The organism is Cupriavidus taiwanensis, from assembly GCF_900250115.1.
Lineage (GTDB): Bacteria > Pseudomonadota > Gammaproteobacteria > Burkholderiales > Burkholderiaceae > Cupriavidus > Cupriavidus taiwanensis_B.
On the sequence record NZ_LT984803.1, the window covers coordinates 152,375 to 168,830 of the forward strand.

General features: G+C 69.4%; 17 protein-coding genes. 9 read left to right on the plus strand and 8 right to left on the minus strand.

What is annotated here, in order from left to right:
* The first annotated feature begins 5 nt into the window (after positions 1–5).
* From CBM2586_RS00760 to CBM2586_RS00775, 4 genes are read left to right on the plus strand one after another with little or no spacing between them, the layout of a single operon-like run.
* The gene (locus CBM2586_RS00760; RefSeq protein WP_115686619.1) at positions 6–518 is read left to right on the plus strand and encodes a YbaK/EbsC family protein; all 513 of its coding nucleotides are present in this window, start codon (positions 6–8) and stop codon (positions 516–518) included.
* Complete coding sequence (locus CBM2586_RS00765; RefSeq protein WP_115663301.1) at positions 515–943, plus strand: thioesterase family protein; 429 nt, start codon at positions 515–517, stop codon at positions 941–943. Before CBM2586_RS00760 ends, CBM2586_RS00765 begins: the two co-directional genes overlap by 4 nt.
* Positions 944–951: 8 nt before the next feature.
* A complete protein-coding gene (locus tag CBM2586_RS00770) occupies positions 952–1,212 on the plus strand; it encodes a DUF1289 domain-containing protein (protein WP_115663300.1) in 261 nt (86 codons plus the stop codon).
* Positions 1,182–2,138, plus strand: a complete 957-nt coding sequence (locus tag CBM2586_RS00775) for an MBL fold metallo-hydrolase (RefSeq protein ID WP_115686620.1) — start codon at positions 1,182–1,184, stop codon at positions 2,136–2,138. Before CBM2586_RS00770 ends, CBM2586_RS00775 begins: the two co-directional genes overlap by 31 nt.
* Positions 2,139–2,360: 222 nt before the next feature.
* On the opposite strand, the gene CBM2586_RS00780 is transcribed toward CBM2586_RS00775, so the two are convergent.
* The 6 genes from CBM2586_RS00780 to CBM2586_RS00805 all read right to left on the minus strand — a co-directional run bounded on the left by CBM2586_RS00780 (position 2,361) and on the right by CBM2586_RS00805 (position 9,313).
* Positions 2,361–4,556 carry a TonB-dependent receptor gene (locus tag CBM2586_RS00780; RefSeq protein ID WP_115688588.1) on the minus strand — a complete coding sequence of 732 codons (2,196 nt, stop codon included), beginning with the start codon at positions 4,554–4,556 and terminating at the stop codon, positions 2,361–2,363.
* Positions 4,557–4,715: 159 nt separating this feature from the next.
* Positions 4,716–5,114, minus strand: a complete 399-nt coding sequence (locus tag CBM2586_RS00785; RefSeq protein ID WP_231942522.1) for a hypothetical protein — start codon at positions 5,112–5,114, stop codon at positions 4,716–4,718.
* Positions 5,104–6,399: a GTP-binding protein gene (locus CBM2586_RS00790; RefSeq protein WP_115686621.1), complete on the minus strand. Its 1,296-nt coding sequence runs from the start codon at positions 6,397–6,399 to the stop codon at positions 5,104–5,106. Before CBM2586_RS00790 ends, CBM2586_RS00785 begins: the two co-directional genes overlap by 11 nt.
* A 253-nt stretch (positions 6,400–6,652) precedes the next feature.
* Positions 6,653–7,072: an RNA polymerase-binding protein DksA gene (dksA, locus tag CBM2586_RS00795; protein ID WP_010813282.1), complete on the minus strand. Its 420-nt coding sequence runs from the start codon at positions 7,070–7,072 to the stop codon at positions 6,653–6,655.
* Between the two features lie 611 nt (positions 7,073–7,683).
* On the minus strand, positions 7,684–8,763 hold the full coding sequence (locus tag CBM2586_RS00800) for a CobW family GTP-binding protein (protein WP_115686622.1): 1,080 nt from the start codon (positions 8,761–8,763) through the stop codon (positions 7,684–7,686).
* 28 nt (positions 8,764–8,791) lie between these two features.
* Positions 8,792–9,313, minus strand: coding sequence for a Fur family transcriptional regulator (locus CBM2586_RS00805; RefSeq protein WP_115686623.1), 522 nt, complete (start codon positions 9,311–9,313; stop codon positions 8,792–8,794).
* 105 nt (positions 9,314–9,418) lie between these two features.
* Here CBM2586_RS00805 and CBM2586_RS00810 point away from each other — a divergent pair, with 105 nt between their 5' ends.
* The 5 genes from CBM2586_RS00810 (at position 9,419) to CBM2586_RS00830 (ending at position 14,276) form a co-directional block, all read left to right on the plus strand.
* Positions 9,419–10,318: an alpha/beta fold hydrolase gene (locus CBM2586_RS00810; RefSeq protein ID WP_115686624.1), complete on the plus strand. Its 900-nt coding sequence runs from the start codon at positions 9,419–9,421 to the stop codon at positions 10,316–10,318.
* A 291-nt stretch (positions 10,319–10,609) separates the two neighbouring features.
* On the plus strand, positions 10,610–11,596 hold the full coding sequence (locus CBM2586_RS00815) for a tripartite tricarboxylate transporter substrate-binding protein (RefSeq protein WP_115663293.1): 987 nt from the start codon (positions 10,610–10,612) through the stop codon (positions 11,594–11,596).
* 235 nt (positions 11,597–11,831) lie between these two features.
* Positions 11,832–12,368 carry an ATP-dependent protease subunit HslV gene (hslV, locus tag CBM2586_RS00820; protein WP_012351483.1) on the plus strand — a complete coding sequence of 179 codons (537 nt, stop codon included), beginning with the start codon at positions 11,832–11,834 and terminating at the stop codon, positions 12,366–12,368.
* Between the two features lie 72 nt (positions 12,369–12,440).
* Positions 12,441–13,772: an ATP-dependent protease ATPase subunit HslU gene (hslU, locus tag CBM2586_RS00825; protein WP_115663292.1), complete on the plus strand. Its 1,332-nt coding sequence runs from the start codon at positions 12,441–12,443 to the stop codon at positions 13,770–13,772.
* Positions 13,773–13,982: 210 nt separating this feature from the next.
* Positions 13,983–14,276 (plus strand): hypothetical protein, encoded by a 294-nt coding sequence (locus CBM2586_RS00830; protein WP_115663291.1) that lies wholly within the window; start codon positions 13,983–13,985, stop codon positions 14,274–14,276.
* A gap of 81 nt (positions 14,277–14,357) precedes the next feature.
* Here the strand turns inward: CBM2586_RS00830 and CBM2586_RS00835 are convergent, their stop codons facing one another.
* Both CBM2586_RS00835 and CBM2586_RS00840 read right to left on the minus strand, forming a co-directional pair.
* Positions 14,358–14,969, minus strand: a complete 612-nt coding sequence (locus CBM2586_RS00835; protein ID WP_115663290.1) for a response regulator transcription factor — start codon at positions 14,967–14,969, stop codon at positions 14,358–14,360.
* Complete coding sequence (locus tag CBM2586_RS00840) at positions 14,966–16,360, minus strand: ATP-binding protein (protein WP_115663289.1); 1,395 nt, start codon at positions 16,358–16,360, stop codon at positions 14,966–14,968. Before CBM2586_RS00840 ends, CBM2586_RS00835 begins: the two co-directional genes overlap by 4 nt.
* Between the last annotated feature and the right edge of the window lie 96 nt (positions 16,361–16,456).

The window sequence follows — 16,456 nt, forward strand, 5'->3', positions numbered from 1 at the left end:
AACGCATGACGATGCCTGACCAAGCGCTGCCCGAGTCCGCGCAGCGCGTGGCCGAACTGCTGGCCGGCCTCGGCCACGACCGGCCCGTGGTGATGCTGCCCGCCACCGGCAAGACCTCGGCCGAGGCCGCGGCGGGGCTGGGCTGCAGCGTGGCCGAAATCGCCAAGTCCATCATCTTCCGCCGCGTCGCCGACGATGCGCCGGTGCTGGTGATCGCCAGCGGCAGCAACCGCGTCGACGAGGCCAAGGTGGCCGCGCGCGCGGGCGCGCTGGGCAAGGCCGACGCGCGCTTCGTGCGCGAAAAGACCGGCTATGCCATCGGCGGGGTCTGCCCGATCGGCCATGCGGTGGCGCCGGTGATGCTGCTGGACCAGGATCTGTTCCGCCATGACAGCCTGTGGGCCGCGGCCGGCCATCCGCATGCGGTGTTCAACCTGACGCCGCGGCAACTGCAGCAGATGACCGGGGCCGAAGTGGCCGATGTCGCGATCGCAGCCACTCCCGGGGCCATGGCATGAGCCCGGACCTGCGCCCCGGCCTGGCGTTCACCTGGCAATACACGGTGCCGCCCAAGGCCACGGTGCCGCGCCTGTATGACGATATCCCGGGCTGCCCCGAGATGCCGGACGTGCTGGCCACCGGCTACCTGGTCGGCATCATGGAGTGCGCCTGCCTGCAGATGCTGCGCGCGCACCTGGACTGGCCGCGCGAGCAGTCGCTCGGCACGCTGGTCAGCTTCTCGCACCTGGCGCCGACGCCGCCGGGCATGACGGTGACGGTCAGGGGCGCTCTGGTCGAGGTCGACGGGCGCCGGCTGCGCTTCGAGCTGAGCGCATGGGACGGCGAGGACAAGATCTCGGAGGGCGTGCACGAGCGCCACCTGATCGACGCCGGCCGCTTCAACCAGAAGGTCGCGGCCAAGGCCGCGCGCGCGGCGGGCTGAGCGGTCCGATGGCCACCATGCCCGCGCCCGTCCCCTCCGCGGCCGACCTGGCGGCGCAAGCCGAACTTGCGCTGCGCGCGTCGCCAGTGCCTTCGCCATGCCGCAACATTTGCCACATGGACCCATTCAGCGGCTACTGCGCAGGTTGCCTGCGCACCATCGACGAAATCGCCGGCTGGTCCTCGGCCAGCGACGAAGACAAGCGCCACGTGTGGGCACAACTGCCGCAGCGCGCAGCATGGCTGGCAGGCGAGGAGGCATCCCCTTGAGTGCAACCCCGGTCCCGCAGTTGCCGCCATCCATGCGCGTGTTCGAGCGCGGCTGGCTGTCGGCCAACAACATCCTGTTCGCCGACGGCGACGATACCGCGCTGGTCGACACCGGCTACGTCACCCACGCAGCGCAGACGGTCGCGCTGGTGGCGTCAGCGCTGCAGGGCCAGCCGCTCGCGCGCGTGATCAACACCCATCTGCACTCCGACCACTGCGGCGGCAATGCCGCGCTGCAGGCGCGCTGGCAGCCGCGCACCGCGATCCCCGCGGCCGAGGCCGATGCCGTGGCCGCGTGGGACACGGAGGCGCTCAGCTACAAGGCCACTGGCCAGCAGTGCGACCGCTTTGCCTTCGACAGCGTGCTGAACGACGGCGACACGCTGCGCCTGGGCGGCATCGACTGGCAGGTGGTGGCGGCCCCCGGCCATGACCCGCACGCGGTGATGCTGTTCGCGCCCGCCGAGGGCATCCTGATTTCCGGCGATGCGCTGTGGCAGAACGGTTTCGGCGTGATCTTTCCCGAACTGGAGGGCGAGAGCGGCTTCGCCGAACAGGCGGCGGTGCTGGCGCGCATCGCGCAGCTCGACGTGCGCGTAGTGATCCCGGGCCACGGCAGCGTGTTCACCGACGTCGCGGCGGCGCTCGAACGCGCCCAGGGACGCCTGGCGTACCTGAGCGCCGACCCGGCGCGCAATGCCGCCCATGCGGTCAAGGTGCTGGTGAAATTCAAGCTGCTCGAGGCGCAGCGGATGACGCTGGCGGCGTTGGCGGCGTGGATGGAGGCGGCGCCGTTGATGGCGCACATGCGCGAGCGCTTTATGCCGGGACCGCCGATGGCGGAGATCTGCGCGCAGACGGTGGGGGCGCTGGCACGTGTCGGGGCGGCGCAGATCGAAGGGGAATGGGTGGTGAATCGGGATTGAGGTGTTTGAAGGGTGTTGGGATGGAGGCGCCTGCCCTCTCCCCCGGCCCCTCTCCCGTGCGCGGGAGAGGGGAGCAGACAAGCTGGACTTCAGGCGTAGTGCTGGTAGCGCAAACCTCAGCACGTCCGCGGTGTTCTCCCCTCTCCCGCTTGCGGGAGAGCGGCGGGGAGAGGGCCGGTGCATCCACGAAGTACTGCGACAACCCACACCGCAGTCTTGTCTTCAGAACGACGTCCTGAACCCCACCTTCACACTCCTGCCCGCCATCGGCGCGATATCCCGCAGGATCGATGCGGCGTTGCGCGCGTCCTGGTTGGTCAGGTTGTCGCCGCGCAGGTACACCAGGGTTTGCGTCCCCGCCACCTTGAACTTGTAGGTCAGTGCCAGGCTCAGCAGCGTATAGGCATCGGTCGGCGTGTCGTTGGACGGCACGCGCGTCTGCCTGGCCGCGTACGTCACATCCACGCGCGCGCCCCAGGGCCCGGCGCCATACACCAGCGCGCCGCCCACGCGCAGCGGCGCGAGCCGGGGCAGCGGCTCGCCGGTGTCGCGGTTCTCGCCGCGCACGTAGTCGGCGCGCGCCTCGAAGTCCAACGTGTCGCTGCTGGTCAGCATCTTCTGCAGCAGGCGCGTCTTGCCTTCGGCCTCGAAGCCGTACAGCGTCGCCGGCACGCCCAGGTACTGGAACTCGGGCAGCGCGTCCGGGCTGCCGACGGCGACCACGTCGCCAGCTTCGTCGCGCGCGCGTCCGGTGGCGCTGAGCGCGAGGTAGTTGGCAAAGCGGCTGTAGTAGCCCGACACGCTGGCGCTGTGCGCGCCTGACTTGAAGCGCACGCCCAGGTCGATCGAGGTAGCGCGCTCCTTGCTGGCGTTGGGATCGCCGACTTCCCAGGCGCCGGTGGCGACATGGGGCCCATTGGCGTACAGCTCGTAGAAGGTCGGCGCGCGTTCCGTGTAGGACAGGTTGCTGGTCAGCGACCACGCCGGGTTCATCTTGTACAGCAGTCCGGCCGAGGCGCTGGTGGCGTTGAAGCTGCGGCTGGCGTCGGCGAAGCGGTCGTTGCCATTGGCGCTGGCCTTGACGCTGCTGTGGTCGAGCCGGCCGCCGAAGTTCAGCTTCAGGTCGCGGCCGGCGGTCAGCGGCAATTCCTCGAACAGGAACAGCGCGGCGTTGTCGGTGTTGGTGCTGGGCACGAAGGCCTCTTCCCCCAGCGCCGAGAAATTGGTGTGCCCCAACTGCGTGCCGACCACGCCGGTCAGGTTGCCGATCTTCGCGTGTTTGGCCTCGAAGCGCGCATCCCAGCCGCGGTTCTTGAAGATGGTGCCGGTCTCGCCGTCCTCGATTTCGCGGTGCTCGTAGTCAGTGAAGCTGACCTTGCCCTTGACCGATTCGAGCCAGCCGCCGGTGTTGCCGGCCAGGTTGCGCGCCTCGCCTTCCAGGGCGAAGCGGCCCTGCTTCATCTTCAGCCGCACCGCGTCCTCGGCGGGCGTGCCGTAGTCGTTGCGGTAGGCGCTGTAGTTGGCGCCGAGGAAGCCATCGGCCCAGGTGTAGGAGCCGCCCAGCGAGCCGCCCTGCTGGTCGGCGCTGGTATTGGGCAGGCGCCCGTAGGGCTCGGCCTCGCCTTCGGGCAGGGGCTCGGCGTTGCGCAGGCGGTCGCTGCGCGCGTAGCCGGGGATGCGCAGGTCGCTGGTCTTGCGCGCGAAGGCATCGGCGTGCACGGCAAACCTGCCGTTGCCGGCCTCGAGCAGCGCGCTGGCGTTGCGCGCCTGGTCGCCGCCGGCGGTGGCGCTGGCATCGACCGCACCGCCGACGCCTTCGATCGGCTCCTTGGGGATGCGGTTGTCGATCACGTTGACCACGCCGCCGATGGCATTGCCACCGTACATCAGCGCCGCCGGGCCGCGCACGACTTCGATGCGCTCGGCCACCAGCGGATCCACTGGCACGGCGTGGTCGTAGGACAGCGTCGAGGCGTCGACCGTGGTACCGCCGTTCTGCAGCACCTTGATGCGGTCGCCGTCGAGGCCGCGGATCACCGGCCGGCTGGCGTTGGGACCGAAGTAGGTGGACGACACCCCCGGCAGCTTGTCCAGGGTCTCGCCCAGCGTGCTGGCCTGGCGCACCGCGAGCGCGTCGCCGCCCAGCGTCGAGACCGGCGCCACCATGTCGTTCAGCTCGCTGCCCAGCGGGTTGGCGGTGACCACGACTTCGCGCAGCGTGGCGCCGGCCGGGGCGGCAGGAGCGGCCGCGGGAGCGGCATCGGTGGCCGGCGCCGTGGCGGTCTGCGCCAGCGCGGCGGGCGCCACCAGCGTGGTGGCCAGGGTAGCGGTCAGGGCGGCGGCAAGCGCCGCCAGCGGCGTCAGGCGCGGGGCGGCAGGCTGGCTGTAACGGCGGGCGGTGTAACGGTTCTTCGACATGGCGCGCGGAGCAATGCAGTGGCAATCGGCCCGGCTGGCACGGCGGCGTCCGGCCAGGCGCGGCACGCCCGCGATGGGCATGGCGGCGCGGCCGGCAGGGCGCGTGTTCAGCTCGGAATGCGTAAGACGGCGGGTGCGCGGCGCTGGCCGCGTCCCGGATCAGGCGAGGGCGATGGCCGGCACCGGCGGGGCGCGCGACTGGAAGGGATGGGCCGAGGGCAGGTCGGGCCAGCGCCAGGCCAGGCTGGCGGGCTTGACCGGCTTGCCGAAGGCAAGCTGCAGCGGCGGCAGCTTGCCGCAATGGGTGTCGGCGACGGTGGCGCCATCGAACAGCACGCACGAGTGCCCGCTGAAGGCCTGCGACAGCGGGTGCGGGCCGTGGTCGGACGCGGCGCCGGTGTTGGCCGCCGCAGCGCTGGCCGGCGCCGGCAGGCCGCCGTGGACGATGCGGTGGGTCAGCCCGGCATGCTGCGCCAGCAGCAGGCACAGCGCCAGCCACAGCGCGGACCACAGGCCCGGGCCGTGCGCGCGCAGGCGGGCGAACCAGTCACTGCCCATGGGGAGGGCCGCCGTGGCCGCCATGACCGTGGCCGTGATCGTGGTCGGGATCGCCGCAGTCGCAGTCGTCGCCATGGTTGTGATCGTGGCCATGGTCGTGGTCGTCGTCGAAATCATCGACCCAGGCCGGGAACGGGTCCGCATAGGCGGCCCAGGCATCCACCCCGGCGGCCATCTCGGCGTCGCTCAGCAGGCAGGCGTCGAGCCGGGCCTGCAGCGCGGCAGGGTCCAGGTCCAGGCCGATCAGCACCAGTTCCTGGCGGCGGTCGCCGAACGGCGCCGGGGCGCCGGCGTCAAGCATGTCGGCTTCCACCTCCGCGCGCTCGGCGGCGTCGGCCGGCCATTGCGCCGGGTCCAGCGCGGCCCACCAGGCGCCGGCGCCGCCATGGCGGCAGACGCCGCCGGACTGGTTCCAGTCGCCCGCGGTCTCCATGCGGCTCGCCAGCCAGAACAGGCCTTTGGAGCGCAGCACGCTGCCGTGCTCGCGCAGCCATTCGGTATGGATCAGGTCGGCGAAGCGTTGGGGGTGGAACGGGCGGCGGCGGCGGTAGACCAGCGTGGAGACGCCGTTGGCGGCGTCCGCCGGGAGTGCTTCGCCACGCAGCGCGGCGAGCCAGCCGGCGCCATCGGCGGCGGCTTCGAAGTCAAAGCGGCCGCTGCCCTGCACGCGCCCGGGCGGGACCTTGCCGAAGCTGGCTTCGACGATGTCGGCGCGCGGGTTCAGCGCCTGCAGCGCCGCGCGCAGCCGCGCCAGTTCGGCGGCGCCGACGAGCTCGGCCTTGTTCAGCACGAGCACGTCGCAGCCCTCGATCTGCGCGACCAGCACTTCGGCCACGGTGCGGTCGTCGTCCTCGCGCTGGGCCAGGCCGCGGTCGGCCAGGAACTCGGCTTCGTTGAGGTCGCGCAGCACGGTGGCGGCATCGATCACGGTCACCAGCGTGTCGGGCTGTACGGCCGCGTCGGGCCCCGCGCCATGTTCGGCCTCGAACAGGAAGCCTTCGGCAATCGCCAGCGGTTCGTCCAGGCCGTCGGCCTCGACCAGCAGCGCGTCGAAACGGCCCGTCGCGGCCAGCCGGGCGGCCTCTGCGAGCAGCGGCTGGCCCGACGGCAGCGCCGTGGCCTCGCAGCCAGGTGGCAAGGGCGCCAGCGCTTGCCCGTGCTGCGCGCCGCAGACCAGCACGCCGACACGCCCGTGCGCGCCATGCGCGAGCAGGTGGTTCAGCAGCGTGGTCTTGCCGGCGCCGGGAAAACCGGACAGCACGGTGACGGGCAGGCGATCAGCCATGGCAGCAGCAGGGAATGTGGAGAGGGCAACGCAGTGCGCACAGATCGCGGGCGCGCTGTTGCAACAAGGTTGCGAATTTACCAGAAAGGCCGCTGCGGCAACAGCCGGATGATTCTCAATGGCAGGCCGTGGCCATGGCGCGACAAGGCCAGGCGCGCTGATCGCGGCCCGCGCGGGCCGGCACCAAAGCAAACGGCCCGGGTATCCGGGCCGTCTCGTCACGCAGGCTGCGCCGGCTGGCCGGCGCCGTGCTTCAGTCGCCGAACAGCTTCTGGCGCAGTTCGCGGCGTTGCTGCGCTTCCAGCGACAGCGTCGCGGTGGGGCGCGCCAGCAGGCGAGGCACGCCGATCGGCTCGCCGGTCTCCTCGCACCAGCCGTAGTCGCCGGACTCGATGCGCTGCAGCGACTGCTCGACCTTCTTCAGCAGCTTGCGTTCGCGGTCGCGCGTGCGCAGCTCCAGCGCGTGTTCTTCCTCGATGGTGGCGCGGTCGGCCGGATCCGGCACGATCACGGTTTCGCGCAGGTGTTCCGTGGTCTGGTCAGCGTTCTTCAGGATTTCGTCGCGCAGCTGTTCAAGGCGGTGCTTGAAGAAGGCGAGCTGCGCTTCGTTCATGTAATCCTTGTCGCTCATCTTCAGGATTTCAGCTTCAGTCAGAAGTTTGTTGCTGCTCATGGTTGCTGCTGATTCTCTTGTTGATGCGGCCGGCGGCGTCTCAGTCCGCACGGGTGCGCTGTCCGCGTGCTTGCGCGCCACGGTTGTTTCACTCTGGCTGGCTGCAGTCTTGCTGCTTCGCGGGCCTCCCTTCCTTGCGCCCGCTTCGGCGTTCGCCGTACTGCCGCGGGGAGCGGGCGCGGCCTTCACAGGCTGCGCCTTGAGCGTCTCTGCCGCTGCACTACCAGTCTTGCTGCGGCTTTCTTTGGTCTTCGTTGCGGCTGTCATGGGGACACCTCTCTCTCGCGTCAGTCAGTGACGGCGCGCGTCGGGGTACCCCAAGCGGAACAGGCGGTCTCCGCACGAAGCACTGCGACCGCACCTGCTGGCGGCCTGCCTCATGCTGACGACAACCGCCGCCCTGCAAGTCCACCGGCAAGCGGTGGACCGGACACCGGCGGCGGGAAAAAGGTGCGCCACCGGTATCAAATCCGGCCTATTGTACTTGAACAAATTTTTCGGAGATACCGGGAAAACCGGCTGGCGCTTCGGTATTTCCCCGGTACCCCGAACGGGGGGCAGCCGCTGGGCGGTGTCGCATGGGGTGCCGCCCCGTGGGACGGCAGGCGCACTCAGGCCAGGCAGTTCTCCAGGCCCTTGAGGATGGCGTCGCGGGGCAGGTCCACGCCGATGAACACCATGCGCGTGCCCGGGGTCTCGTCTTCCCACTTGGCACCGATGTCGCTGCCCATCAGCTGGTGAACGCCCTGGAACACCACTTTGCGGTCCACCCCCTCCATATATAGTACGCCCTTGTAGCGCAACAGTTTTTCCCCGTAGACCGCCAGGATGCCGGACAGGAATTCCTCCAGCTTGCCGTAGTGGAACGGCTTGTCGCTGCGGAAGACGAACGACGCGATGCGGTCGGTGTGGTGATGGTGGTGATGGTGGTCGTGCGCATGGCCATGCCCATGGCCATGATCGTGGTCGTGGCCGCAGTCGGCGCCGCAATGGTCGCCGTGCTCATGGTCGTGCGCGTGGTCGTGTTCCTCGGCGCGCAGGAATTCGGGATCGATCTCCAGCTTGGCGTTCAGGTTGAAGCCACGCAGGTCGAAGATGGTGTCGATCGGCGCCGCGCCGAAATTGACCTGGCGGATCGGCGCGCGCGGATTCATATGCAGCAGGCGGTGGCGCAGCTCGGCCACGTCGGCTTCGCCGACCAGGTCGGACTTGGTGATGAAGATGGCGTCGGCAAAGCCGACCTGGCGCTGCGCCTCTTCCTGCTTGTCCAGCTGCAGGTGGGCGTGCTTGGCATCGACCAGTGTGATCACCGCGTCGAGCAGGTAGCGCGAGGCAATTTCCTCGTCCATGAAGAAGGTCTGCGCCACCGGGCCGGGGTTGGCCACGCCGGTGGTCTCGATCACCACGCGGTCGAAGTCGATCTCGCCGGCGTCGCGGCGCGTCAGCAGCGTCGACAGCGCCTGCACCAGGTCGCCGCGGATGGTGCAGCAGATGCAGCCGTTGCTCATCTGCACGATCTGCTCGCGGCCGTCCTGCACCAGGATCTCGTTGTCGATGTTCTCTTCGCCGAACTCGTTCTCGATCACGGCGATCTTCATGCCGTGCTGCTCGTTCAGGATGCGCTTGAGCAGGGTGGTCTTGCCGCTGCCGAGGAAGCCGGTCAGGATCGTGACCGGAATCAGTTTGGACATTGTTGGTTCTCCGGGAAATGAGTGCCGGTCAGTGGGCGGCGCGGGTACGCTTGCCGCATTCGGCGCAGACGCCGTTCACGGTCAGTTCGACATGTTCGATGGCAAAGCCGCTGGGCACGCGCGGCGCGGCCGGGTGCGCCGGGGCGGCGGCATCGTCCAGGCAGAAGGTGCGGTCGCAGCGGGTGCAGTGGAAATGGCTGTGCTGGCGATGCTCCTGGGCGCGCGCGGCTTCGTGCTCGACCAGGCTGAAGCGGAACACGCGGTCGTTGCCGGCGCGCTTCTGCGCCACGCCCTGGTCCACCAGCCAGTCCAGCACGCGGTAGACGGTGACGCGGTCGATGGTCTCGCCGGCCTCGGGCAGGCGGTCGATCACGGCCTGGTGGGTCAGTGCCTCATCGCTGCCGATCAGGCAGGCCAGGATGCACAGCCGTGGCTGGGTCACGCGCGCACCCAGCCGGCGCAGGCGCTCGTGGGCGGCCTCGAGGGCCGCCGGGGTCGGGCTTGCCGGTTCCGGCGCCAGGGCCGGCCGGTCCGGACTGGGACGGGTCATGGCCGGATTTAACCATAGCCCTCCGGTTGATGCAATTCAGTTGCGTCAGCCGCGACGGCGGATTGCGCCTATGATCGGCACAGGACCACCTGAGCGGAGACCCCCATGCTGAATGACGCGAGCGCGCTGCTGTTCCCGAATTTCGAACCGTTCCGGCAACAGGTCGGCGAGGTCGAGATCGCCGGGGTGCGGGGCGGCTCGGGGCCGCCGCTGTTGCTGTTGCACGGCCATCCGCAAAGCCACCTGATCTGGCACCGCGTGGCGCCCGAGCTGGCCGACCACTTCACGGTGATCGCCACCGACCTGCGCGGTTACGGCAGCAGCGCCGCGCCGCCCGGCAATGCCGGCCACGAGCGCTACAGCAAGCGCACCATGGCGCAGGACCAGGTGGCGCTGATGGCGGCCCTCGGCTACCCGCGCTTCGCACTGTGCGGCCATGACCGCGGCGCGCGCGTCTCGCACCGGCTTTGCCTGGACCATCCCGAGGCGGTCAGCCGCGCCATGCTGCTCGACATCGCGCCGACGCTGGCCATGTACGAGCGCACCAGCATGGCCTTTGCCGCCGCCTATTGGCACTGGTTCTTCCTGATCCAGCCGGCGCCGTTCCCCGAGACCCTGATCAACGCCGAGCCGGACTTCTACATCCAGAAACTGATGGGGCTGCGCCATGCCGGCCTGGCGGCGTTCGCCCCCGACGCGATGGCGGCTTACACCGCGGCGATGCGCGACCCGGCGCGCGTCCATGCCATGTGCGAGGACTATCGCGCCGCCGCCACCATCGACCTCGAGCACGATCGCGCCGACCGCGAGGCCGGGCGTCGCCTGGCGCTGCCGCTGCGCGTGCTGTGGGGCGAGCACGGCGTGGTGGCGCGCTGCTTCGAGCCGCTGGCGCTATGGCAGGAAGTGGCCGCCGACGTAAGCGGACGCGCGCTGCCCTGCGGCCATTACATCCCCGAGGAAGCCCCTGAGCCGCTGCTGGAGGAAATGCTCGGTTTCTTCCGCTAGCGGCGGCGGGTGTCGCGAAACGCGGACTTTGCGGGCGATTGCTGCCATTTCTTCCCGCTTTTCCGCCATATGCCGCGGATTGCAGGCGGGTTAGCCCCTATACCTGCGCATTGTCTGGTGTTGCTAACATCATCTCCGCCCTTGCGGTTTACGGCAGGGCACGCGGCGCCAGCCGGTCATGGTCCAAGCGCGGCTAGTCAGACCGCGCCAGCGCGCCCCCGCAACCAGCAGGGGCCAAGCCGGCGGCAATGCATTGCATGACGGGTATTGAAGGAACCAGGAGAAGAGAGCATGAAACGAGTGGCAAAGACGATCGCGGCCGCGCTGGCAATCAGCGCGATGGGCCTGGCGGCAGGCGCGTATGCGCAGGAATTCCCGGGCGGCAAGCCCATTTCGGCCGTGGTGCCGTTCTCGGCCGGCGGCCCGACCGACAAGGTTTCGCGCGAGTTGACCGCAATCATGTCCAAGCACCTCGGCGCAACCATCGTGATCGAAAACCTGGGCGGCGCCGGTGGCACCATCGGTGCCAAAAAGGTGGCGCAGGCCAAGAACGACGGCCATACCGTGCTGATCCACCATATCGGCATGGCCACGGCGCCGGCGCTGTACCGCAATCTGGGCTTCGATCCGCTGAAGGACTTCGAGATGGTCGGTGAAATCGCCGACGTGCCGATGATCCTGGTCGGCAACAAGCAGCTGCCGCCGAACAGCTTCAAGGAGCTGCTGCCGTACATCAAGGCCAACGCCGCCAAGCTGTCGCTGGCCAATGCCGGCATCGGCTCGGCCTCGCACCTGTGCGGCCTGCTGTTCCAGAGCGCGCTCCAGACCGAGCTGACCACCGTGCCATACAAGGGCGCGGCGCCGGCGCTGACGGATATCCTGGGCGGCCAGGTCAACCTGCTGTGCGACCAGACCACCAACCTGGCGGGACACCTGAAGGCCCACTCGGTCAAGCCGTACGCCGCCATGCAGGCGAAACGCGTGGAAGCGTTCAAGGACGTCCCGACCGCGGCCGAGCAAGGCATGCCGAATGTGGAAGTAAAGGTCTGGCACGCCATGTACGCGCCGAAGGGCACGCCCAAGCCGGTGATCGACAAGCTGTCGGCGGCGCTGCAGAAGGCCGTGGCCGACCCGGCGTTCCGCGCCAAGATGGCCGAGCTGGGCGCCGAGGCCGTGCCGGCGCAGCGCGCCACGCCGGATTCGCTGCGCACCTTCCTGGGCGCCGAAATCAACAAGTGGACCCCGGTGATCAAGAAGGCCGGCGTGTACGCGGACTGAGCGGCCGGACTGATGCGGTGGAGTGATTGATGCGGCGCGCCGGCCTGCTGGCCGGTGCGTCCCGCCCGAGGGCCATGCGTTGCGCATGGCCCTTTTTGTTTCCGGACCGCCGCGACCAGCGAGGGCGGGCATCCTATATTGGTCAGACTGCCGCCGCCGGCGAGGTGCGCGACAGGCCTTGAAACCGTGCGGGGGCGTCGCCAACTACGGTCCTGACATATTCACGGAAGCCACCATGGAACAGTATCACGGCACTACCATCGTCAGCGTCCGCCGCGGCAATCAGGTCGCGCTGGGCGGTGATGGTCAGGTCACGCTCGGCAATATCGTGATGAAGGGCACCGCGCGCAAGGTGCGCCGCATCTACAACGGCAAGGTGCTGGTCGGCTTTGCCGGCAGCACCGCCGACGCCTTCTCGCTGCTGGACCGCTTCGAGGCCAAGCTGGAGAAATACCAGGGCAACCTGACCCGCGCCGCGGTCGACCTCGCCAAGGACTGGCGCTCGGACCGCGCGCTGCGCCGGCTGGAGGCCATGCTGATCACCGCCGACCGCGATACCACGCTGGTCATCACCGGCAACGGCGACGTGCTGGACCCCGAGGGCGGCATCGCCGCGATCGGCTCGGGCGGCGCGTATGCGCAGTCGGCGGCCAAGGCGCTGATGGAGAACACCGAGATGGCGCCGAAGGATGTGGTCGAGAAGGCGCTGACCATCGCCGGCGAGCTCTGCATCTACACCAACACCAACTTCGTCATCGAGACGCTGGAATAAGCCGCTGGCACCAGCGGGGGCCGGCGTACGCCCCTGCCCCCACGCGCCCCGCGCCCCAACTGAACGGATACCATGTCGCACACCATGACCCCGTCGGAAATCGTTTCCGAACTCGACAAGCACATCATCGGCCAGAACAAGGCCAAGAAGGCCGTGGCGGTGGCGCTGCGCAACCGCTGGCGCCGCCAGCAGGTGGCCGAGCCGCTGCGCCAGGAAATCACCCCCAAGAACATCCTGATGATCGGGCCGACCGGCGTCGGCAAGACCGAGATCGCGCGGCGCCTGGCCAAGCTGGCCGATGCGCCCTTCATCAAGATCGAGGCGACCAAGTTTACCGAGGTGGGCTATGTCGGCCGCGATGTCGACACCATCGTGCGCGACCTCGCCGAGATGGCAATCAAGCAGACGCGCGAATCCGAGATGAAGAAGGTGCGCACCAAGGCCGAGGACGCCGCCGAAGACCGCCTGCTCGACGTGCTGCTGCCGCCGCCGCGCGACATCGGCTTCTCGCAGCCGGAAGAGAAGGATTCCAACACGCGCCAGGTGTTCCGCAAGAAGCTGCGTGAAGGCCAGCTCGACGACAAGGACATCGAGCTCGAGGTCTCCGCCGGCATGCCGAGCATGGACATCATGGGCCCGCCGGGCATGGAAGACATGACCGAGCAGATCCGCTCGATGTTCGCCGGCCTGGGCCAGGGCAAGAAGGCGCGCCGCAAGATGAAGGTCAAGGAAGCCTTCAAGCTGCTGATCGACGAAGAGGCCGCCAAGCTGGTCAACGACGAGGAGCTCAAGCACAAGGCCATCGCCAACGTCGAGCAGAACGGCATCGTGTTCCTGGACGAGATCGACAAGATCGCCAGCCGCAGCGATATCGGTGGCGGCGAGGTCTCGCGCCAGGGCGTGCAGCGCGACCTGCTGCCGCTGGTCGAAGGCACCACGGTGAACACCAAGTACGGCATGATCAAGACCGACCATATCCTGTTCATCGCCTCGGGCGCGTTCCACCTGTCCAAGCCGAGCGACCTGATCCCCGAACTGCAGGGCCGCTTCCCGATCCGCGTGGAACTGGAGTCGCTGTCGGTGCAGGACTTCGAGGCCATCCTGACGCAGACCGACGCCAGCCTGACCAAGCAGTACCAGGCGCTGCTCAGCACCGAAGAGGTCAACCTGGTGTTCGCGCCGGACGGCATCCGCAGGCTTGCCGAGATCGCGTTCTCGGTCAACGAGAAGGTCGAGAACATCGGCGCGCGCCGGCTCTACACGGTGATGGAGCGGCTGCTGGAGGACCTGTCGTTCCACGCCAGCAAGTCGTCCGGCGAGACCGTGACCATCGATGCGGCGTACGTGGACCAAAGGCTGGGCGACCTGGCCGGCAACGAGGATCTGTCGCGCTACGTGCTGTAAAGCCCGCAGCAAGGCAAGCGAAAGGCGCACGACGGTGCGCCTTTTTTCATGTCCGTGCGTTTCCACCTGCCACATCCCGGTAAGGCTCGTAAGCATTGGTAAGCCCGCTGGCCGGCGTTGCCGTGCGATGCGACCCTTGCGCACCTTGACGGTCGATTGACCGGTGCGGGAGCCACCGCATCCCCTCAACTCACTGGCAGGAGAAATCACATGGTTTATTACAAGACCCGCCGGGTCGTGCTCGCCACGGGCGGCCTGCTGGCCGCGCTGGCCGCTGCCACGGCCTTCCTTTGCATCCGTCCGGCCATGCCCGCGGCCGAAGCCGCGCAAGCGGGCACCCTCGGCGCGGCCGCCGCCGCGGCGGCGACGCTGGCACTGGATTCGGGCGCGCTGTTCACGCTGGCGGACCGCCATGCCGGCGACGCCATGCGCATTGCCGACAGCGCCGCGCCACCCGATGGCGCCGACGGCCTGGACTGGGACTACGTCCAGCTGCGCCTGTAAGCGGCGCCATGCCATGCCACGCAGAGCCACGTAGAAAGGCCGCGCACTGCGCGGCCTTTTGCGTGATGGGGGACAGCGCCGTCAGCGTGATACCGGCCGCTTGCCCAGCTTGCGCTGCAGGGTGCGCCGGTGCATGTTCAGCGCCCGCGCGGTGGCGGAGATATTGCCGCCATGCTCGGCCAGCACGCGCTGGATATGCTCCCACTCCAGCCGCGCCACCGACAGCGGCACCGGCTCTTCCAGCGCGGCCTGCGCCGCGTCCTCGGACACGCCCGCCATCAGCGCGGTCAGGATCGAATCGACATTGGCCGGCTTGGCCAGGTATTCGTCGGCACCCTGCTTGACCGCCGCCACCGCGGTGGCGATGCTGGCGTAGCCGGTCAGGATCAGGATGCGCGCGTCGGGCAACGCCTGGCGCAGCGGCGCCACCAGTTGCAGCCCGGACTCGGCGGGCGCGGTGCTGCCGGCTGCGGGCGGCGGCTCCAGGTGCAGGTCCAGCGTGACATAGGCAAAGTCGGTGCGCGCCGCCAGCGCCAGCGCGGTGCGGCCGTCGTGCGCCACCGCCACGGCATAGCCACGGCGCGTCAGCGCGCGCGCCAGCGTGCCGGCAAAGACTTCGTCGTCGTCGATCACCAGGAAGGGCGTGCCGGCCGGTGCGGTGGCTTCGGGTACCGGGGTGAAGGCTTCGTTCATAAGGCAGAGGGCACGGTCGCGGCCGGGGCCGCCGATGCGGAAAGCGTGGAAAGGGCAGGCAGGCGCAGTTCGGCAACGGTGCCGCCGCCGGGGCGGTCATGCCAGGCGAGTTCGCCGCCCATCTGCCGGGCGGCGCTTTGCGCCAGGTACAGGCCGATGCCCTGGCCGCCGTGCTGGCTGGCCACCGGGGTTTCGCCGAGCTGGCCGCGCAGCGCTTCGGGGATGCCGTCGCCGTGGTCGGCGACGCGGAACGACAGCCACGGCGCGGTGTTGCCCGGGGCCATGGCGATCTGCAGCTGCAGCGGCTGCGCGGCGCGTCCCGCGGCCTGCTGGCTGCGTGCGGCGTTGTCCAGCAGGATGGTCAGGATCTGGCCCACGCGCGCGGTTTCCACCGACTGGGCGCCGGCGCCCGGCGTGGCCGCGGCCTGCAGGCTGGCATTGGGGTGGCGCAGCTGCCAGCGTTCTGCAAACGCCGGCAGCCAGCCATCGATGCGCTGCGGCGCCAGCGTGGCCGGGTCTTCCCGCAGCCGCGCCAGCGTCGAGCGGCACAGCGCCAGTTGCTGCTCCATGGTCTGCAGATCGGGCAGATAACCGCTGATGGCGGCGGCGCCGCGGCCGGGGTCGGAGGCATCGGCGCGCAGCTCGCCGGCAATCACCGCCAGCGTTGCCAGCGGCGTGCCGATTTCATGCGCGACCGCGGCGGCCTGGCCGTTCAGGTCTTCGACGCGCGCTTCGCGCAGCAGCTGCTCGCGCGCCAGGTTCAGCTGCGCTTCGCGCTGGCGCAGCACGCCCGACAGTCGCGCCACGAACAGCGCGATCATCACCGCGCTCGCGACAAAATTCAGCCACATGCCGGCGAGGTGGTAGGTCACCGCGTTGTCCGGGTTGTGCAGGTCCAGCGGCACGTATTCGATCAGCAGCACCGTGTAGCAGGCCAGCGCGTACAGCGCCAGCGCGATCACCTGGCGCCACGGCAGGATGGCCGCGGCGATGGCCAGCCCCGGCAGGTAGAACGAGACGAACGGGTTGGTGGCACCGCCGGTATAGAACAGGATCGCCGACAGTGCGGTCAGGTCCACCAGCAGCTGGCCCATCAGCTCGGCCTCGCCGGGGGCGCTGTTGCGCCGCGTGTGCTGGCGCAGCCGCAGGCCGGTGAGCAGGTTGAACAGCGCCTGCAGGCCCAGCACCACCAGCAGCGGCGTGTAAGGCAGGCGGATGCCGGCAATCGGCTCGCACACCAGCACGGTCAGCGCCTGCCCGCCCAGCAGCGCCCAGCGCAGCCAGAACAGCCGGCGCAGCGTGACCTGGCCATGGCGCGCCGACCTGCCGGCCGGCAGGGGCGACAGGAAGGGGAAGTCGGGCAGGCGGGTCATGGCTGGGGCGGGGCGCATGGCGCGAGTGTATCAATGCCGCCGCGCGGCGCCGGCGCGTGCGACACCTTGCCGCATTGGCGCGTCGCCGCGCCGGCTGCCAGACTGGCTGGTTGC

Excerpts from the sequence above, each read along its gene's own strand:
- CBM2586_RS00760 (WP_115686619.1), top strand. The coding sequence starts at position 6 with ATGACGATGCCTGACCAAGCGCTGCCCGAGTCCGCGCAGCGCGTGGCC.
- CBM2586_RS00765 (WP_115663301.1), top strand. The coding sequence starts at position 515 with ATGAGCCCGGACCTGCGCCCCGGCCTGGCGTTCACCTGGCAATACACG.
- CBM2586_RS00770 (WP_115663300.1), top strand. The coding sequence starts at position 952 with ATGGCCACCATGCCCGCGCCCGTCCCCTCCGCGGCCGACCTGGCGGCG.
- CBM2586_RS00775 (WP_115686620.1), top strand. The coding sequence starts at position 1,182 with ATGGCTGGCAGGCGAGGAGGCATCCCCTTGAGTGCAACCCCGGTCCCG.
- CBM2586_RS00780 (WP_115688588.1), bottom strand. The coding sequence starts at position 4,556 with ATGTCGAAGAACCGTTACACCGCCCGCCGTTACAGCCAGCCTGCCGCC.
- CBM2586_RS00785 (WP_231942522.1), bottom strand. The coding sequence starts at position 5,114 with ATGGGCAGTGACTGGTTCGCCCGCCTGCGCGCGCACGGCCCGGGCCTG.
- CBM2586_RS00790 (WP_115686621.1), bottom strand. The coding sequence starts at position 6,399 with ATGGCTGATCGCCTGCCCGTCACCGTGCTGTCCGGTTTTCCCGGCGCC.
- dksA (WP_010813282.1), bottom strand. The coding sequence starts at position 7,072 with ATGAGCAGCAACAAACTTCTGACTGAAGCTGAAATCCTGAAGATGAGC.
- CBM2586_RS00800 (WP_115686622.1), bottom strand. The coding sequence starts at position 8,763 with ATGTCCAAACTGATTCCGGTCACGATCCTGACCGGCTTCCTCGGCAGC.
- CBM2586_RS00805 (WP_115686623.1), bottom strand. The coding sequence starts at position 9,313 with ATGACCCGTCCCAGTCCGGACCGGCCGGCCCTGGCGCCGGAACCGGCA.
- CBM2586_RS00810 (WP_115686624.1), top strand. The coding sequence starts at position 9,419 with ATGCTGAATGACGCGAGCGCGCTGCTGTTCCCGAATTTCGAACCGTTC.
- CBM2586_RS00815 (WP_115663293.1), top strand. The coding sequence starts at position 10,610 with ATGAAACGAGTGGCAAAGACGATCGCGGCCGCGCTGGCAATCAGCGCG.
- hslV (WP_012351483.1), top strand. The coding sequence starts at position 11,832 with ATGGAACAGTATCACGGCACTACCATCGTCAGCGTCCGCCGCGGCAAT.
- hslU (WP_115663292.1), top strand. The coding sequence starts at position 12,441 with ATGTCGCACACCATGACCCCGTCGGAAATCGTTTCCGAACTCGACAAG.
- CBM2586_RS00830 (WP_115663291.1), top strand. The coding sequence starts at position 13,983 with ATGGTTTATTACAAGACCCGCCGGGTCGTGCTCGCCACGGGCGGCCTG.
- CBM2586_RS00835 (WP_115663290.1), bottom strand. The coding sequence starts at position 14,969 with ATGAACGAAGCCTTCACCCCGGTACCCGAAGCCACCGCACCGGCCGGC.
- CBM2586_RS00840 (WP_115663289.1), bottom strand. The coding sequence starts at position 16,360 with ATGCGCCCCGCCCCAGCCATGACCCGCCTGCCCGACTTCCCCTTCCTG.